Annotated in this window: 21 protein-coding genes; 14 read left to right on the top strand and 7 right to left on the bottom strand. The window is 32.6% G+C overall.

Features of this window, described 5'->3' with window-relative positions; all coding sequences use genetic code 11:
* Positions 1-170 precede the first annotated feature (170 nt).
* The 9 genes from JNUCC72_RS06545 to JNUCC72_RS06505 all read left to right on the top strand — a co-directional run bounded on the left by JNUCC72_RS06545 (position 171) and on the right by JNUCC72_RS06505 (position 6,343).
* Entirely contained in the window at positions 171-500 is a 330-nt protein-coding gene (locus JNUCC72_RS06545) for a TetR/AcrR family transcriptional regulator (protein ID WP_454145054.1), read from the top strand.
* A complete protein-coding gene (locus tag JNUCC72_RS06540; protein ID WP_454145086.1) occupies positions 501-725 on the top strand; it encodes a TetR-like C-terminal domain-containing protein in 225 nt (74 codons plus the stop codon). It begins immediately after the preceding gene.
* A 344-nt stretch (positions 726-1,069) separates the two neighbouring features.
* Positions 1,070-2,716 carry an ATP-binding cassette domain-containing protein gene (locus JNUCC72_RS06535; RefSeq protein WP_454145052.1) on the top strand — a complete coding sequence of 549 codons (1,647 nt, stop codon included), beginning with the start codon at positions 1,070-1,072 and terminating at the stop codon, positions 2,714-2,716.
* 76 nt (positions 2,717-2,792) lie between these two features.
* On the top strand, positions 2,793-3,920 hold the full coding sequence (locus JNUCC72_RS06530; protein ID WP_454145050.1) for a nicotinamide-nucleotide adenylyltransferase: 1,128 nt from the start codon (positions 2,793-2,795) through the stop codon (positions 3,918-3,920).
* A gap of 172 nt (positions 3,921-4,092) precedes the next feature.
* Positions 4,093-4,431, top strand: a complete 339-nt coding sequence (locus tag JNUCC72_RS06525) for a hypothetical protein (protein ID WP_454145048.1) — start codon at positions 4,093-4,095, stop codon at positions 4,429-4,431.
* The gene (locus tag JNUCC72_RS06520; RefSeq protein WP_454145046.1) at positions 4,398-5,120 is read left to right on the top strand and encodes an FUSC family protein; all 723 of its coding nucleotides are present in this window, start codon (positions 4,398-4,400) and stop codon (positions 5,118-5,120) included. The genes JNUCC72_RS06525 and JNUCC72_RS06520 overlap by 34 nt, the downstream gene beginning before the upstream one ends.
* A 117-nt stretch (positions 5,121-5,237) precedes the next feature.
* Positions 5,238-5,669 (top strand): LytTR family DNA-binding domain-containing protein, encoded by a 432-nt coding sequence (locus tag JNUCC72_RS06515; RefSeq protein WP_454145044.1) that lies wholly within the window; start codon positions 5,238-5,240, stop codon positions 5,667-5,669.
* On the top strand, positions 5,666-6,112 hold the full coding sequence (locus tag JNUCC72_RS06510; RefSeq protein ID WP_454145042.1) for a DUF3021 domain-containing protein: 447 nt from the start codon (positions 5,666-5,668) through the stop codon (positions 6,110-6,112). The genes JNUCC72_RS06515 and JNUCC72_RS06510 overlap by 4 nt, the downstream gene beginning before the upstream one ends.
* Before the next feature lie 51 nt (positions 6,113-6,163).
* Positions 6,164-6,343 (top strand): hypothetical protein, encoded by a 180-nt coding sequence (locus JNUCC72_RS06505; protein WP_454145040.1) that lies wholly within the window; start codon positions 6,164-6,166, stop codon positions 6,341-6,343.
* Between the two features lie 39 nt (positions 6,344-6,382).
* Here the strand turns inward: JNUCC72_RS06505 and JNUCC72_RS06500 are convergent, their stop codons facing one another.
* Complete coding sequence (locus JNUCC72_RS06500) at positions 6,383-7,222, bottom strand: DUF975 family protein (RefSeq protein WP_454145038.1); 840 nt, start codon at positions 7,220-7,222, stop codon at positions 6,383-6,385.
* A 161-nt stretch (positions 7,223-7,383) separates the two neighbouring features.
* On the opposite strand from JNUCC72_RS06500, the gene JNUCC72_RS06495 reads away from it, so the two are divergent.
* The gene (locus JNUCC72_RS06495; RefSeq protein ID WP_454145036.1) at positions 7,384-8,100 is read left to right on the top strand and encodes a TIM44-like domain-containing protein; all 717 of its coding nucleotides are present in this window, start codon (positions 7,384-7,386) and stop codon (positions 8,098-8,100) included.
* 73 nt (positions 8,101-8,173) lie between these two features.
* Complete coding sequence (locus JNUCC72_RS06490) at positions 8,174-9,535, top strand: MFS transporter (RefSeq protein ID WP_454145034.1); 1,362 nt, start codon at positions 8,174-8,176, stop codon at positions 9,533-9,535.
* Positions 9,536-9,568: 33 nt separating this feature from the next.
* Here the strand turns inward: JNUCC72_RS06490 and JNUCC72_RS06485 are convergent, their stop codons facing one another.
* The 3 genes from JNUCC72_RS06485 to JNUCC72_RS06475 form a co-directional block, all read right to left on the bottom strand.
* Positions 9,569-9,781, bottom strand: coding sequence for a hypothetical protein (locus tag JNUCC72_RS06485; RefSeq protein WP_454145032.1), 213 nt, complete (start codon positions 9,779-9,781; stop codon positions 9,569-9,571).
* A 23-nt stretch (positions 9,782-9,804) separates the two neighbouring features.
* Entirely contained in the window at positions 9,805-11,310 is a 1,506-nt protein-coding gene (abc-f, locus tag JNUCC72_RS06480) for a ribosomal protection-like ABC-F family protein (protein WP_454145030.1), read from the bottom strand.
* Positions 11,311-11,844: 534 nt separating this feature from the next.
* On the bottom strand, positions 11,845-12,150 hold the full coding sequence (locus tag JNUCC72_RS06475) for a hypothetical protein (protein ID WP_454145028.1): 306 nt from the start codon (positions 12,148-12,150) through the stop codon (positions 11,845-11,847).
* 144 nt (positions 12,151-12,294) lie between these two features.
* On the opposite strand from JNUCC72_RS06475, the gene JNUCC72_RS06470 reads away from it, so the two are divergent.
* A complete protein-coding gene (locus tag JNUCC72_RS06470) occupies positions 12,295-12,603 on the top strand; it encodes a TM2 domain-containing protein (RefSeq protein WP_454145026.1) in 309 nt (102 codons plus the stop codon).
* Positions 12,604-12,650: 47 nt separating this feature from the next.
* Here JNUCC72_RS06470 and JNUCC72_RS06465 read toward each other — a convergent pair whose 3' ends face one another.
* On the bottom strand, positions 12,651-13,190 hold the full coding sequence (locus JNUCC72_RS06465) for a hypothetical protein (protein ID WP_454145024.1): 540 nt from the start codon (positions 13,188-13,190) through the stop codon (positions 12,651-12,653).
* Between the two features lie 251 nt (positions 13,191-13,441).
* Between JNUCC72_RS06465 and JNUCC72_RS06460 the strand changes: the two genes are divergently transcribed.
* Both JNUCC72_RS06460 and JNUCC72_RS06455 read left to right on the top strand, forming a co-directional pair.
* A complete protein-coding gene (locus JNUCC72_RS06460) occupies positions 13,442-13,945 on the top strand; it encodes a hypothetical protein (protein WP_454145022.1) in 504 nt (167 codons plus the stop codon).
* A gap of 29 nt (positions 13,946-13,974) precedes the next feature.
* On the top strand, positions 13,975-14,535 hold the full coding sequence (locus tag JNUCC72_RS06455) for a hypothetical protein (protein ID WP_454145020.1): 561 nt from the start codon (positions 13,975-13,977) through the stop codon (positions 14,533-14,535).
* A gap of 34 nt (positions 14,536-14,569) precedes the next feature.
* Here the strand turns inward: JNUCC72_RS06455 and JNUCC72_RS06450 are convergent, their stop codons facing one another.
* Both JNUCC72_RS06450 and JNUCC72_RS06445 read right to left on the bottom strand, forming a co-directional pair.
* Positions 14,570-14,875: a hypothetical protein gene (locus JNUCC72_RS06450; protein WP_454145018.1), complete on the bottom strand. Its 306-nt coding sequence runs from the start codon at positions 14,873-14,875 to the stop codon at positions 14,570-14,572.
* The gene (locus tag JNUCC72_RS06445) at positions 14,875-15,033 is read right to left on the bottom strand and encodes a hypothetical protein (protein WP_454145016.1); all 159 of its coding nucleotides are present in this window, start codon (positions 15,031-15,033) and stop codon (positions 14,875-14,877) included. The genes JNUCC72_RS06450 and JNUCC72_RS06445 overlap by 1 nt, the downstream gene beginning before the upstream one ends.
* Positions 15,034-15,058 lie beyond the last annotated feature (25 nt).

Here is a 15,058-nt window from a genome sequence, read left to right as displayed (position 1 = left end):
TGGATAAATCCTTTCTAAAATCGCAATACGTTATTTATTATACATAATGGACACGGTGTCTATTATTTAGTAATATAAATTATAAAGTTAACTAAATGGTATGCAAAGTTTTTAATCCAGATAATAAACAACTATCAAAAATTGACTATTAAGTAGCAGGAGGAACTATCTTGAACACAAATGATATTAGATATATCAAAACCCATAACAATATTAACGATGCTGTCGTGAGTCTTCTTAGACAAAAGAAATTTGATAAGATATACGTCAAAGACATCTGTGATACAGCTAAAATTAGTAGAGGCACATTCTATCTGCATTACGTCGATAAGTATGATTTAGTCAATCAAAATCTTCAACAATTCATCACGCTATCTACGCAACTCATTAATAATCCCAAAGTTAGAACTATTGAAAATCTCATGCTTCTAACACTAAACCGACTTAAAACGGATGGCCAAATTGCTGCTTTACTACTATCCAAAAACGGTTCTCCATAAATTCAAGAACAATGCAAGAACTTCTTCAAACAAAATGTAAGAACAAAAATACTTCCTTTCTTGTCACTTGAACTCAACTCTGAACTTGAAGAAGATTATACAGTTGCATTTTTAGTTAACGGTATTTTCGGATTACTACAACAATGGGTTAATAATGGTGAAAAAGAAGATCCTGCTTTTGTTGTTCAATTAATGAAAAAATGGATTCCTTATGATTTCAAGTAAAGTTAAAGAGGTAAGTCTAAGATTAGACTTACCTCTTTTTTATAAATGCGAATTTCTTCCTATTATATAGTGTTAAATCTGATTATTTTTCTTCCAAATTTACTACTTTAGAAAAACATTTTAATCGATAGCCTTTATGACCACCATATTTCACATTTCTAATCGCATTTTTAACTTCAAAAAAATATAAAAATTAATTCGTGGAATGATAATTTCCGGAAGTAAGATTATTTTTGAAATTATCAATCTCAAAAATTATAAAAATATTAATTTGTTAATCATTCTATAATATTATACAATGACTCTAAGTTTCGATAATAACTACAACTACTTGGAGGAAAAATATGAAATTTGATTATCAACTAGAAAGCTTCGATAAAAAAGACGCGACCAAAATTAATTTGGGTTGGATACTTCATAATTTACCAAATCCACTACTCATCGCCATTTTAATTTTAGGAATTGCTAGTTCGTTTGAAGCCGTTCTTAATGGTTATGTACTGGGTCAACTAATTAAAACAGATTTGACCAATATTAATAATGTCACTTGGCTATTGTTGCAAGCATTTTTTGCTTTTGTATTTACCTATTTATCTGCTTATAGTTTTTTACTTTTGAAAAATCAAGCAACTAAAATTTTAAATACCAAACTCAAAAACACCTTTTTTACCTATTATTTCGATGATGGTGTTGACGAAGCAGTGATAACTAATTCCGTTACATCAATTTCTAAGCAAATTGAGCAGAACTATTTTAGCTCTGTCTTTATGTTCTTACAAACAGGTATTTCCATCGTTTCAACAATTATATTCATTTTGAATACTCACTTCTTACTGGGTACAATTTATATTGCCTTATCTTTTCTTTCTTTAATTCCAACTTATCTCGGTAAAAAGCAATTAGATCAAAAGGTTAATAAATGGAGTCATTCCAATTCAACATTAATTAATACTATATCTGATACATTTAAAGGAAGAAATGAAATCAACAGCTTTGGGGTTAAATCACTGTTTTTCAATCGTGTAAATCGATTATTGAACAAAGAAGAAACTAACTATCGAAACCTATCTAATTATCAAACTACGCTAATGTTATATGCTTGGGGATTTGCTGTTCTAACCTTTTTAGGACCGCTTGTTGTCGGAATTCTTCTAGCACAATTTAGTTTTTTAGGAATCACAACAAGTATTATCATTTCGTTAATCCTGACTTCAGACTCTGTTGTTGGAAACATTCGCGGATTAACTGGACTACAAAACGCTATTGCTGGAACTCGTGGTATCAGAACCATCAAAAAAGCATCAAATTCTAACAAAAAAACGCAAAAAATCGTCACGAACAAAGATGGATTGATTATCGACAATTTGACTGTAACTCGCGACGATAAAAACGTACTTAATCACCTTAACCTATCCCTAAAAAATAATGACAAAATACTAATTACTGGACCTTCTGGAGTAGGTAAATCAACATTGTTGTCAGCTATTTCTGGTCAAGTAAAGATTGACTCAGGAGATATTTACTTTAATAAAGAACAAATCACCAATAGTTATTACGTTTTTTTAACACAGTCCATCTGGCTATTTAATGACAGCATTAGGGATAATTTGACCCTATTTCAAAAATTTACTGATGAACAACTTATCAAGGTCTTAAAAGATGTTGGGTTATATGATGAACTAGGTCCTAGCGTTTTAGACTACACTATCAAGAATCAAGGTGATAATATCTCTGGTGGACAAGCTCAGCGACTTGCGATTGCCAGAGGATTATTAAGAGATAAAAAACTATTTATCCTGGATGAAATCACATCTAGCCTTGATGAAAAAAACGCCCTAAAGATACATGACTTAATTTATCAATTACCAGTCACCATTATTGAATCTGCACACAACTTTAGTGAAAAACAGCTCGAACATTATCAAATCAAAAAATTTATACTGTCAAAAAACGGATTGAAACAAGTAGATAAATTCAATAATACTCACTAAATATTTGCTTTTTCTTAACGATGTCTTTTATACTTTTCTAAGTAAACTGTTTTATTAAAAAGAGGAGTCAATTTAAATGACAAAAGAATTAGCGATTACCAAAAGTAACTACTTAATTAGTGGATCAAAAATCGGAATTTATTTTGGAACATTTGCACCACTTCATTCAGGACATCAACAAGAAATTTATAAAGCTGCTGCGTTAAATGATGGCGTTGTTGTCATTGTTTCTGGGTACGCGGGAGATAGAGGAGATAATATCGATTTAGGCTTACAAAAACGCTTTCGTTATTTAAGAGAAGCCTTTGCAGATGAACCAACGATTCGTGTAACTTACATCGATGAAACCGATATTCCTCGATATCCAAACGGATGGGAAGCCTGGGCAAATGAGCTTGTTAGTGCAGTTAATGAGTCAGTTATCGCTCAAGAGAATCAAAAGTTCACCGCCTATGTTGGTGAAGCTGACTATGTTGAACCACTGGAGAAACTAACACCTGATTCTTGGTCAGTTGAAATGGCTAATCGCCAAAACATTCCTATTTCTGCTACAAAAATACGAGAAAATCCAACTAAATATTGGTCACAAATCAATCGTGTGTTCAGACGCCACTTTACAAAAAAAGTATTGGTTGCTGGAAGTGCTTCAACAGGTAAATCAACGCTTGTTCGCCGTCTAGCGCGCTCTATCAATGCCCCTTTTAGCGAGGAATATGCTAGAACCTATGAAGAACAATCTAATATTGTCGACTCAGAACTAACGGTCAGTGACTACTTCCGTATTATTCAGGGGCAATATGATGCTAACAGTAATGAAATTAAATCTCACGGTAATAATGGTATTGTCTTTTTGGATACTGATGCTATTGTTACTAGAGTCTATGCTAAACTTTATCTCACTGAGGAGCAGCAAGATCAACTTGAACCTGTTTTTCAAGATACAATAAAAAATGAAAAGATAGATTTGATCCTAGTAATCCCTCCTATCACAACTTACGTTAACGACAATTTCCGTAATATGGAGTGGGAAAACTCAAGAGAAGAGTTCCACTATGAACTCATGAGACAACTAGAAGAGTTTAATTTGATGGATAAAGTTGTTGTTTTAGATGATATGGGTAACAATCAAGGATTTTATGATCGCTACCAACATGCACTCGATACTATCCATGAAAAAACTGGTGTTGAAATGCCTAAGCTTTAAAAAAACCACCTGCCGTAAATCGGGTGGTTTTTCATTTTATAAAACCATATCTTTATTTAAATATAATTTTATAATTCTATATTTTGATAAAAGCTTCTCACCTTAGTTAAGAAATAAAAATGTTATACTACTAATAACAGATGCTCAAAATACTATCAGAGGTGAAAGATTTATGCACTACAAAATAAACTGGGGAGATTTTGCACTTAAGATTTCAAACTTCCTAGCTTTAGGTCTCTCAATTATTTTTATGTTAATTATTGGAAATGTTAAATTAGGGACCTTAACAATTATGGGATCAATATTTTATTACTACTATGTTCCTCAGAAGAATAAAGCTGGAATTAAAACAACTATTTTAGCTAGTAGTGTTGGTGTCCTTGCTTACCTACTGATGTCTTTTTCTAGTCTAGTTCCGTGGTTACCACCATTAGTCTTAAGTGGAATATGTGCCTTGTTTTTCTTTTATAGTAAAATGTGGCACTTAGTTGGCCAGGTCCTTTTTTCTTAGTTATGATTTCATGTATTGCAGGTGTCCACTCTTATGTTAACTTGCAAACAACTTTCATTTCGGTCCTATTTTTAATAGTTGGTTGCCTAATTTCAATTAGTTTAGCCTTTATCAACGATTGGTTACTTGACTACTTACACTACCCAAAGATTGAAGATAATACGACAAAATTCAAACTAAGTGTTGATTATATACCTATTGAAATTTTGTTCAAAACTTTCTTTTATGGCATTTTAGTCTTTTTGACTTTCTACGTGGGTGAAAACTTAAAACTCTTCAATTATTACTGGATTGTACTTTCGTGTGCTTCCATTTTACAAGCAGAATCAATGTCCCATGCAATCAAGCGCCATCAGCATTATCTACTAGGTACGATTGTTGGATGTCTAATTTCTTACCTATTACTATCATTACCACTCAATTTTTTCATGACAATAGTGGCTCTTATCATCTTCCACTCTTTAATTTATTGGAAAATAAGAACAAACTTTTTAGTTGGCAGTTTTTTTACAACACCTATGGCTATACTAGTAATCAAATTAAATTATTCAACTTTAGACTCACAAGCAATATGGGCAAGGTTCATTGCTATCGTTATTGGAACAAGCATCGCTATAATGAGCATATACTTCTTCAATTACTTGAAAGCAAAATGCACACCTGTCGACCATACCAAAAAAGAAGCTTAATTAATAAGCTTCTTTTTATTTGTCCACTTATCTGCCTAATTAAACCGCCCATCTTAAATAGCCTATTTCATCCAATCAGATAGTGTATGATAAAAATTGTTAGGAGGGCAACAATACATGAAAGCACTGTTTAAAAAAGATCAAGCAATAACTGATAACCTGATTATTCTACAGGCAAATCAGCAATCTGATGCTATAAAAGACACCATTAATTATATTGAAAGTTATCAGCAATTCATTACTGGCAAGCGTAATCAAGAAAACTATCAGCTATTAGTTTCTGATTTCAACACATTTTATTCAAGTCAAAAGAAAGTTTTTGGTCTAGCTAATCAAGAATGTTACCAGATATCCGCCAGACTATATGAGTTAGAGGATAAATTACCTCACCAGTTCATGCGTATTTCGAATACTGAAATTATTAATTTGAATCAAATTGACAAATTCAACTTAACACCATCGGGTATTATCGAAATCAAGTTGAAAGATGGTTATATCACTAGTTCATCACGAAGATTTTTGAAGAAAGTTAAGGAGCGTTTATTATGATTAAAGTAAAAAAAGGACTTAGTCGATTTATAGCAGGAGCACTTCAAGGTAACTTTATTGGGCTAGTTATTACGTTAATTAGTTCTTATGCTAGTGGCAGTTCACGTTTCATGACTGCGCACTTTGCTAATCAAAATACCGATGTTTTGATTGCTATGATAGTTTGGTGTTTGATTGGTGGCATAGCAGGTCTTAGTTCACTAATTTTTGACTTTACTGACTGGGGAATTACGAAAGCCACAATTATTCAGTTTTTGATGTCATATGTTCCTGCTTTAGCAATGGCAATTATCATCAACTGGATTCCGTTAAACCTAAGTTATATTATTATCTTCTCAATTCTTTACACCATTGCATTTTTTATTATTTGGTTTATTTACATGAAATCAACCCAAAATAAGATTGAACAACTTAACCAAGCTTTAAGAAGCAAAAAAATGTAGTTTGCAATAATAGTCAAAAAGAACTACGCTTCAAGTAAAGAGGTGAGTACTTTGCTTAAACTAATCAATAATCGATTGTCACTGTATCTAGCATATTTAATTGTTCTTTGTATCCCAAATTTTCACACTAACATTTATGGCAAGTTAGTTACTTTAGCTCTAACAGTCATGGTTTTCATCATCACCGTTGAAGCCATCAAAAATAAAAGACTAGAAAAACAATCGCAATAAAAAAGAATGTTTCCTAAAATGAGGGAAACATTCTTTTTATTAATCTTCTTTTTTGTTAATTTCATCATAGAATCCAGCATATGTCATTTCAGCGTAAGCATTCCACCATACAATACCTAAGATACCAAAAGTGATTTCATTAAGAATTGTCCAACCAATAAAGGAAGCTTGTAAGCTTACAAATTGAATCATATTTTCTTTATTAATCATCAATTTAAAACTGCGGCTAATGGCTCCTGAAAAACTGTCGCCTTTTGCTGATGCATCTAGGAAAGCGTAGTTAATCTGACTAGTGAAGTTTTCAGCTACGATAGCGGCCAAAATTAAGGCTATTAATAGCAAGATTCCAACAATAACAAGTATAGTTGTCACAAATGCATTATTCGCTGCTACTCCTATAAAGAATAACAAAAGACCTAGCAGAATTCCCACTAATGTCACAGCAAACCCTAGAATAGCGCCATAAATTCCCATAATCACAAAAAATCCTAAAGCTGCTAACCATCTTGAATCTTTAAAAGCGTATAGTGAATCGTTAATTCCTGATTCTCCAGCTGGTTCTTCTTTACGGTAAGACTTAAGCATTACAATACGAACACCAAATTTTATAACCGAGACAACTAACCCTACGATAATCCCGACTAATGAAAAAGTACCTGCTAAACTACTTACTGCAGAAAAATCAGCAGGATTTAAATTTTCAGGATCAATGGTTTCAATTACATGTACCAGACTTGTGACGTACCCAATAGTACCGCTTGTTTGTATCATGCTATAAATGACACTAATAATAATTGGCACAAAAGTTATCGTGAAATAGTAACCCCTATTCTCACTAACAATAGCTTTTGCTTTTTCTTTAATCTGTATTCGATCCATATAAAATCTCCTCACTTATTGTAGTTACACCTTTGATTTTACACGCATTAAAGGAAAAACACCAAAAGAACATTCTGACATGATTAACTTGAAATATTAAAGTAGTAGTGCTAAGTTCTACTCAGATTATCTCAAACGTTTTCTTTTAGGAGGAGATTCGGATGAAAAAAATACTACTACTAGTCTCTTTTATTACCCTAGTAGCATTAATCCTATGCCCCACACAGTCTAGTACAGTATCAGCACGTGCAGGAGGAGCCAGAGGTGGGGGGAGTCATGGCAGTGGTCGAGGTGGCGGCGTAGGTCATACCACTTCAACTTATTATGGTGGCAATCGTAGTTACTATGACGATAATGATAACTCAAGCCCAAATTTAAAAGTAATAACGGTTGTAGGAGCTGGATTCTTATCATATGGCGGTTATCGCTTTTACCGCAAAAAACGCAACACGACTAATCAACCTGGTAATACTTTGCCAATAGATTCAGATTTTGAAAAAAGTTTTTTAGACTTCTTTTATCAAGTCGAAGAGGCTTGGTCTCAAACAGATACAAAGACACTATCACAATTAATGACACCTCAATATTTTAATAAGCAAAAACGAATCATTAACAATTGGCGCCGACTAGGAAAAATCAATCGACTCGATAGCCTCGCTATTATCGATTTGAAATATGAAGCTACAAAATCTGCTAACAAAAAACATGTTATTGTCACCGCTCAAGCTAGAGACTGGTTCGAGTATCCTAATAAATCAAAAGACTATAACCTCGCTAAAAGAGAGAACACTTATATCGAACGTTTTGCAGAAGTATGGGAACTCGTTCAATCACCAGATGGCTGGAAACTTAACAATATCCGCACAATTGATTTATAAAATTTGTTTGCCCTAAACTAAGGTTTAGGGCTTATATTATAGTTGTTGTAATTTACTATATAAGGAGAAAAAATTGTTTAAAAATATCAGAAATTTGTCGCCATTTTCTTTGGTGTTACTATTTATTTCGTTTACTATGTCGGTTAGTCAATCAATGATGACCACTGCTTATCCACTATTAATGAAAGCATTTAATGTCGAGGCTAGTACAGTTCAGTGGCTGACAACCGGTTTTATGATTGCCATGACACTCGTCATGCCCTTGAGTCCTTGGCTATTGAATAATATCAAACTAAAACCATTGCTAAATGGTATCGTTACTTTCTTCCTACTGGGAACAGCTGTTGCCATGTTAACACCGAACTTCATAGGAATTATTGTTGGTCGCTTTTTACAAGGAATGGCAGTTGGCGCATTATTCCCAACTTTTCAAAGTGTTATTATGGAAAATACACCCAAAGTCAATAGAGGTACCGCAATGGGAGTCGTGGGACTTGTAATGGGGTCTGCTCTAGCGGTTGGTCCTGTTATTTCAGGTGTTATTCTTCAGTTGGTCTCATGGCGTCTTTTATTTGGTGTGTTCTTTGTTGCACTTTTGGGACTTATTGTAGTCGGACAGCGATACATTGCAAACACCCATGCACTTAACCCTTCAAAATTTGACTGGCTATCAGCTGCCTTGTTAATCGGTTTAGCTGGTATCTTATATGCAATCTCAAACTTTCAAAAGATGGGATTCAATGTCACTTGGTGGTCCGTTCTAATCACTAGTGTGTTACTTTTAACTATTTTTGTGATACGGCAAGTCCGTCTATCGGAACCTTTCTTAGACCTAAGTGTCTTTACATATTCTGGTTTTCTACCGGGATTATTACTGACAGGAATCTCTTATTCTGGGCTCATCATTGCGACCGTTTTGATGCCTTTATTTTACCAAAATGTATTTCAATTTAGTCCTTTAATCTCAGGATTGTTAATGATTCCAGCCGCTGTCTTTTTAAGTAATTTAAATCCTAAAGCAGGACAACTTCTTAATAAAATTGGGCTTAAAAAGCTGGTATATATTGGCATGTCGATGATGATTTCAGGCTATCTTGCATTAGCATTATTGGGATCAAAATCATGGTTTGTTGTAATCATAGGAGCTATGTTACTCGAAGGTGGTAACGCCTTCATTATGATGCCCGCAATTACTGCTGCTAATAACGCTCTACCTGAAAGTCTGGTTAGTCATGGAACAGCATTAATTACAACTGTTCGCCAGGTTATTGGTTCAATTAGCGTTGTCATTGCAACTTTATTAGTAACGAGTTACAATGCTAACTTTGAAATTGGAGCTGCTCTTCAAAATGCAAGTGCTTGGTTAATTATCATTCCATTAATTGGCTTTTTACTTGCTTTAAGATTGCCTAAAAAAGCTCATAAAACTAAATAAAAGCGTTGAATCATTTGATTCAACGCTTTTTTGTTATTCTTCTTTGTTTTCTTTAATCAAAAATAGACCCAATTGAAAGAATGCATAGATAATAAATAAGATAAATGCATTTCGAGATAGTGCATAAACTATATCAATAGGACCATCTGGACTCAACCAACTACGATTCACTATACATAATAGCGGCAGAATAAATGATAATAAACAGGAAAAATATCCTATAAATCTCTTTTGTTTTTTATTCATAACTAAAAACTCCTCCTTTTTATTTAGATTAATTCAATATATTGGCTAGCCTGTATACTCTTAATAAAATCACGATCATGATCAATAATAATCATTGTTGGTTTTATTTTCAAAATAATATTCTGAACTTGCATTCTTGTAATCACATCAAGGTAATTTAGTGGCTCATCCCAAATATACAAATTAGCTGGTTCACATAACGATCTAGCTAACATGATTTTTCGTTTTTGACCCCTACTCAAATCTGCTAAATCTTTATCAAATTCAAAACGCTCAAATCCAAGTTTATTCAACATATTTAACAATGCTGACAGCTCGATTTGATGGCTTTGAGCGTATTCTAACATTGTCCCTTTAACACTATCAAAATTCTGCTCTAAATAAGATAACTTAAGTGATTGACTTCTTTTTATTTCACCAAATTTGACTAATGAATCCTCCCCTAATATTGCTTTTAAAAGTGTGGATTTACCAGAACCATTTAAACCCGAAATAACAACTTGTTGCCCCTGTTTAATCACCGATGATATTTCGTATTGATTAAGTTGTTTGTCTTGTCGTTGTAGGATTAATTTTTTTATTGTCAAAATAGTACCATGATGAAACTTTTGATAGTTAAGCGTTAGTTCCGGTTTTTTGTCAATATTTTTGAGCAACCCTTGCTTTTGTTCGATACTTGACTCAACTCTATGGAGTGTAGTCTTACTTCGTTTCATCATCTTCGCTGCTTTATGACTCAAAAAACCTTTATCAATATCGACATTACTTTGTCCTTTATAAAAGGTAGCTGATTTTTCATTTTCCGCTCGATGAGACCAACCTTCTAGTCTATCAGCAATTTGCTGTAAGTTTTTAATCTGCTTCTTTAAATTCAAATTCTCTTGTTCTTCGGATAAATTGTCTTGTTCGAATTTATGCTCCCAAGTATCGTAGTTTCCGTTTAATAATTGAATCTTAGCGCGATCAATAGACAAAACATGATCAATCGTTTGATTAATAAATGCTTTGTCGTGACTAACCACAATAAATCCTGTTTTTTGTCTCAGATAATCAGCTACAATTAATCGACCTTCTGCATCTAAATGATTAGTAGGTTCATCAATTAGTTTAAAAGAACCCTCCTCAACAAACATCAAGGCAAGTAAAACTTTGGTCTGTTCTCCTGGACTCAAGGTATTAAAATATCGGTTAATAATGTCACTCCGAAATCCTAATTGAGATAATTCAACATCAAACTGCCAAAAAGTGGACTCATCTAAGTTAGAATACATCAAACCTAATTGTCTAATGGTCTGAGATTTATTCTCAATAGATTTTGGGAAGTAATCAAAAGTTAAATTAGATTCGATATTCCCCTCATACTCGTATACACCTTGTAATAATTTGAGGAATGTTGTCTTCCCCCGGCCATTTCGCCCAATTAGTCCTAATTTCCAAGATTCATCCATATTAAGATTAACTCGTTTGAAGATATCGTGAGACATTGTGTCATATCTAAATGACAAATTTTGTATTTTTATAGTACCCATATATCATCATCACTCCTTTCCTCCTTTCTTTTTTATTTTTATTAAAATTAAATTATTTTTTTATTATAGATTGTTGTTATTTTATAATAATAGTAGATTGATCTCAATACATTTTTTGATAAACTTCAAATAACCTCAAAACAAGTACTTTTTGCTTTAGGTGTTTTATTTATCATTACGGCTTTAATTTCTTTTGCTAATCCAGAATTTATAGAAGCAGTTTGTTTTATGATTTACGCTATCATAAAAGTAATTTTTAGGACATTTATTAAAATAAAATCCAGCAACTTACTGGATATCGTGATCACTCAAATGTTAAGTAATCAGTATTACCATTTTTTGTTATCTAGTCTTTTATTTTAACCCTTAAATTAGCTGAAGTTGTCAGCAAAGAGTGCCCTTAGTTTATACTATTAAACTTGAGTTGATGCTACTCTTCATTAGCTCTTCCTAGTCAAATTTTATTTTATGCTATTTGGCATCAATTGTATTATTTACACAAAAAAAGAAGCTATTCATCTCGAATAACCTCTTCTAGTTTGGTTTTATAAATATTTGGATGTAATCTTTCATCTCACGTGCAAGTTCATTTTCAAAAATATTAAAAATTACTTTAGTATGTTTTTGTTTTTGCTTTTTATTGACCAGTATTTTTAAGTAACCACGTCTTAAATTGGTTGCTTCTTTCAATTCAATAGTTTGAACATTATTTAGGTTAATAACCTGTGTACGTAAACGTAGTAAAACTAGATTAACAAATCCTTTTCGGCTGATTGTTATCGTCTCACCATTGATTGTTACTTTAGTCTTGTATGACTTAAAATAAAATTTTTTATTCATTAATATTCTCCTTAACTAGAGTATATCAAAAAAAATTATACTAATTCATTAAAGATTTTTAAAGAATAAGTGTATATACTCGCATAAATTAAAAAAGCTTGCTAATATCTATACTCTTATTTGTGTAATAAAAAGGAGCACGCTATGAAAAATTACTTAACTATTGAAGAACAACTGCTCGTCAATTCTGAAGTAGAAAAACGAAGCAAAAATATTATTGTCGCATATATCCTTTGCTGGCTAACCGGAATTATTGGTGGTCATCGTTATTATCTTGGTCGAGTAAAATCAGCCATTTTAATGACTATATTATGTATTGTTACTCTCGGGACAGTTTCTGCCGTATGGGCATTTATCGATTTGTTCTTGATTCCCGGAATCGTTGGCGAAAACAAACGAGAAGTCGAAGAACAAGTAACGCAGGAAGTCATTTCTAATCGCAGAAATAACTAAAAAAGACAAGGACTTATCTCTCAATTACAAGAGAAATCCTTGTCTTTTTATTTCCAAAATTGCCACCATTTTTTTTGATTCATTGGTCGAAATCCAAAATAATATCGTGGTGTTTGGCTATCTTCTGCACGTTGAGCATCTGTTGTGTTTTTAAAAGATTCTTTTTCATCTTTTTGATCAACATCTGTCTCTTCTGTATCCTCTGCAGCTAGTTCAATTCGATTAGCACGCTCATAATCAAGTTCTTCCTTTAACTTGTCCATATTATGCGTTAACTGTGAAGTTAATCGTTGTTGTTGATCTAGTAAGACTTGCATGGTTTCTAACTGCTGATTTTTAGTTTGTAATTCTGTCTTTAAAACCTCTACCAATTCATCTTGGCTTTTAGCAGATTGCTTAGCCTCTTTTTGATGATTTTCACCTTCAAAATGAGCTTTAATTAATTGCTGACCAGCTTCATTTACAAAATTAGTCCGCCCTTTAGTAACCACATATTTTTCTTTGAAATCTTCAGTTTTATTTATGTATCGATTAATTGTTTGTCTTGAGACACCAAGTTCTTCAGACAACTCTTTGATTTTTTTCATGTCTACACCCCAACGTTCATTTTAAAGGAGTTTTATCAAAAATGCTACTTGTATCAATCAAAAGACCTGTCTAATTCTTATTGAAACTTCGAAAACCGTAATAAAACAAGAAATTATAGTGTTATTACTAACTAATTGTGGTCTTTAACAATTGCTTTGCTTTTGAGGCGTCCTCTTTTTTGATATAATCCCTCTATAAAGGAGGAATAAGTTATGTCTATTAATGCAAACAAGAACAGGGGGACTTCATTATGTCAGAGCTAGCATTTGGACTTGTTTTTGGTTTTTTTGGTATTTTACTACTAATCTTTATGGTACCCTACTTTGTATCGCGTTTAGTATTTAATCATTACCATAAAAAAGCACGCTCAATCGAAAAAAACAAGCGTCCCTATCAAGATGATATTCCACTGAAAATCATTAAAGAAAATCGAATTAAAATCGGCTATCCAGCTGACTTTAAAACATTTTTTGGTTACTGTTTACTCGTTAAAGAACAAGAAAACAAACTTCACTTTAATTATCCAAACTCTCCCAAGCTTGAACTATTAAGTGTTGAATATTTACCTCAATACAATTATCGCAACACAAACACAGGAAATGGTAATTTTGGTGGTGTCATTCGTCAAGAAACCATGGGCGATGGTATTTTAACTTTCAAAAATTTATCCAATGATACTAATTTTGTTGTGGGTGTTCGTCTTGGCAGAAAAGATTATATTAAACTTAAATCTGAATTTTTGACAGTGAATTGAGCCCACAAAACTAGCTAGGAGTATTTACAATGAATCCAGGGTTTGGATACGAAACAAATTTCCCTTCATCATCTGGTGGCGGGACTTCGTTTTTGATGAACTTTATCCCAGTTTTTATTTTTATTATGATTATAATTACTATTGGGATTATTATTTATAGATTATTTTATAAAGGTGCCTCGGCGGCTTATCATCAAAAAGCAAGTTCAAAAGAAAAAAATAGTAGACCTTACCAAACAGACATCAATCTAAAAATTGATAGAACTAATCGACAAAAAATCGGCTATCCTGATGACTTCGAAACCTTTGATAATCACTGCTTACTTGTTAAAGAGACTGATGGTGTCTTACATTTTAACTATGATAATTCACCACAAATTCAACTTGTAGATGTTGAGTTTACACCTAGGTATGGTTATCATACAGCTGGTAATGATGACCATTTTGGCACAAGTACACCTTATGAAATCCCTAGTGATGGTATCTTAACTTTTAGGGATTTAAGTGGTCAAAATCAATTTCTTATCAAAGCTCAATTAGAACAATCGCTTTATATTCGTTTAAAAACAGAGTTTTTGACATTCACATAGCGCAAACAAAAAAGACTGTACTTACAGTCTTTTTTTACATAAAATTTTTGATTTCAAGGTAAGTCATACCAACACATATTACCAATGCTAGCACTAGCATAATAATACGAACAAGCTTGTCTGACGACTGTTTTTGTCGAGTTACTTTATAGGTTGGATCGAAACTCTTCGTTCTATAGTTCAAACTATCTTCACCCATTCCAGGAACAATCAAAAGTAATATTAAAGAATAGCATGCACCGCATAAAGCGAAGAATGGTACATGATATATGACATAAAATGGGAAAATCAAAAACATAGGAATCACTAAATAGATTAGATTGGTTGTAATAGCTTTCATTAATTTTCTTTCTCCGTTTTAAACTCTTTTCTTATCTCTTCCATAGCTTTGTCAACAGCTTCTTCGGATGAAATTTTGCTACCTTGTACAGTAACGTTGCCCTTTTTTGCTTGCCATTTTAGAAATTTTTCAAATGAATCAATTAGTTGTTTTTTCATTTTAATCCTCCAATAATTAAATATC

This window comes from Holzapfeliella sp. JNUCC 72 (assembly GCF_053668685.1).
Note: the sequence above shows the minus strand (reverse complement) of the source record. Positions and strands in the feature narration are given on the sequence as shown.

Bases quoted from the DNA above. Each gene is read 5' to 3' on its own strand.
- JNUCC72_RS06535 (WP_454145052.1), top strand. From the start codon at position 1,070: ATGAAATTTGATTATCAACTAGAAAGCTTCGATAAAAAAGACGCGACC.
- JNUCC72_RS06530 (WP_454145050.1), top strand. From the start codon at position 2,793: ATGACAAAAGAATTAGCGATTACCAAAAGTAACTACTTAATTAGTGGA.
- JNUCC72_RS06525 (WP_454145048.1), top strand. From the start codon at position 4,093: ATGCACTACAAAATAAACTGGGGAGATTTTGCACTTAAGATTTCAAAC.
- JNUCC72_RS06515 (WP_454145044.1), top strand. From the start codon at position 5,238: ATGAAAGCACTGTTTAAAAAAGATCAAGCAATAACTGATAACCTGATT.
- JNUCC72_RS06510 (WP_454145042.1), top strand. From the start codon at position 5,666: ATGATTAAAGTAAAAAAAGGACTTAGTCGATTTATAGCAGGAGCACTT.
- JNUCC72_RS06500 (WP_454145038.1), bottom strand. From the start codon at position 7,222: ATGGATCGAATACAGATTAAAGAAAAAGCAAAAGCTATTGTTAGTGAG.
- JNUCC72_RS06495 (WP_454145036.1), top strand. From the start codon at position 7,384: ATGAAAAAAATACTACTACTAGTCTCTTTTATTACCCTAGTAGCATTA.
- JNUCC72_RS06485 (WP_454145032.1), bottom strand. From the start codon at position 9,781: ATGAATAAAAAACAAAAGAGATTTATAGGATATTTTTCCTGTTTATTA.
- abc-f (WP_454145030.1), bottom strand. From the start codon at position 11,310: ATGGGTACTATAAAAATACAAAATTTGTCATTTAGATATGACACAATG.
- JNUCC72_RS06475 (WP_454145028.1), bottom strand. From the start codon at position 12,150: ATGAATAAAAAATTTTATTTTAAGTCATACAAGACTAAAGTAACAATC.
- JNUCC72_RS06470 (WP_454145026.1), top strand. From the start codon at position 12,295: ATGAAAAATTACTTAACTATTGAAGAACAACTGCTCGTCAATTCTGAA.
- JNUCC72_RS06465 (WP_454145024.1), bottom strand. From the start codon at position 13,190: ATGAAAAAAATCAAAGAGTTGTCTGAAGAACTTGGTGTCTCAAGACAA.
- JNUCC72_RS06460 (WP_454145022.1), top strand. From the start codon at position 13,442: ATGTCAGAGCTAGCATTTGGACTTGTTTTTGGTTTTTTTGGTATTTTA.
- JNUCC72_RS06455 (WP_454145020.1), top strand. From the start codon at position 13,975: ATGAATCCAGGGTTTGGATACGAAACAAATTTCCCTTCATCATCTGGT.
- JNUCC72_RS06450 (WP_454145018.1), bottom strand. From the start codon at position 14,875: ATGAAAGCTATTACAACCAATCTAATCTATTTAGTGATTCCTATGTTT.
- JNUCC72_RS06445 (WP_454145016.1), bottom strand. From the start codon at position 15,033: ATGAAAAAACAACTAATTGATTCATTTGAAAAATTTCTAAAATGGCAA.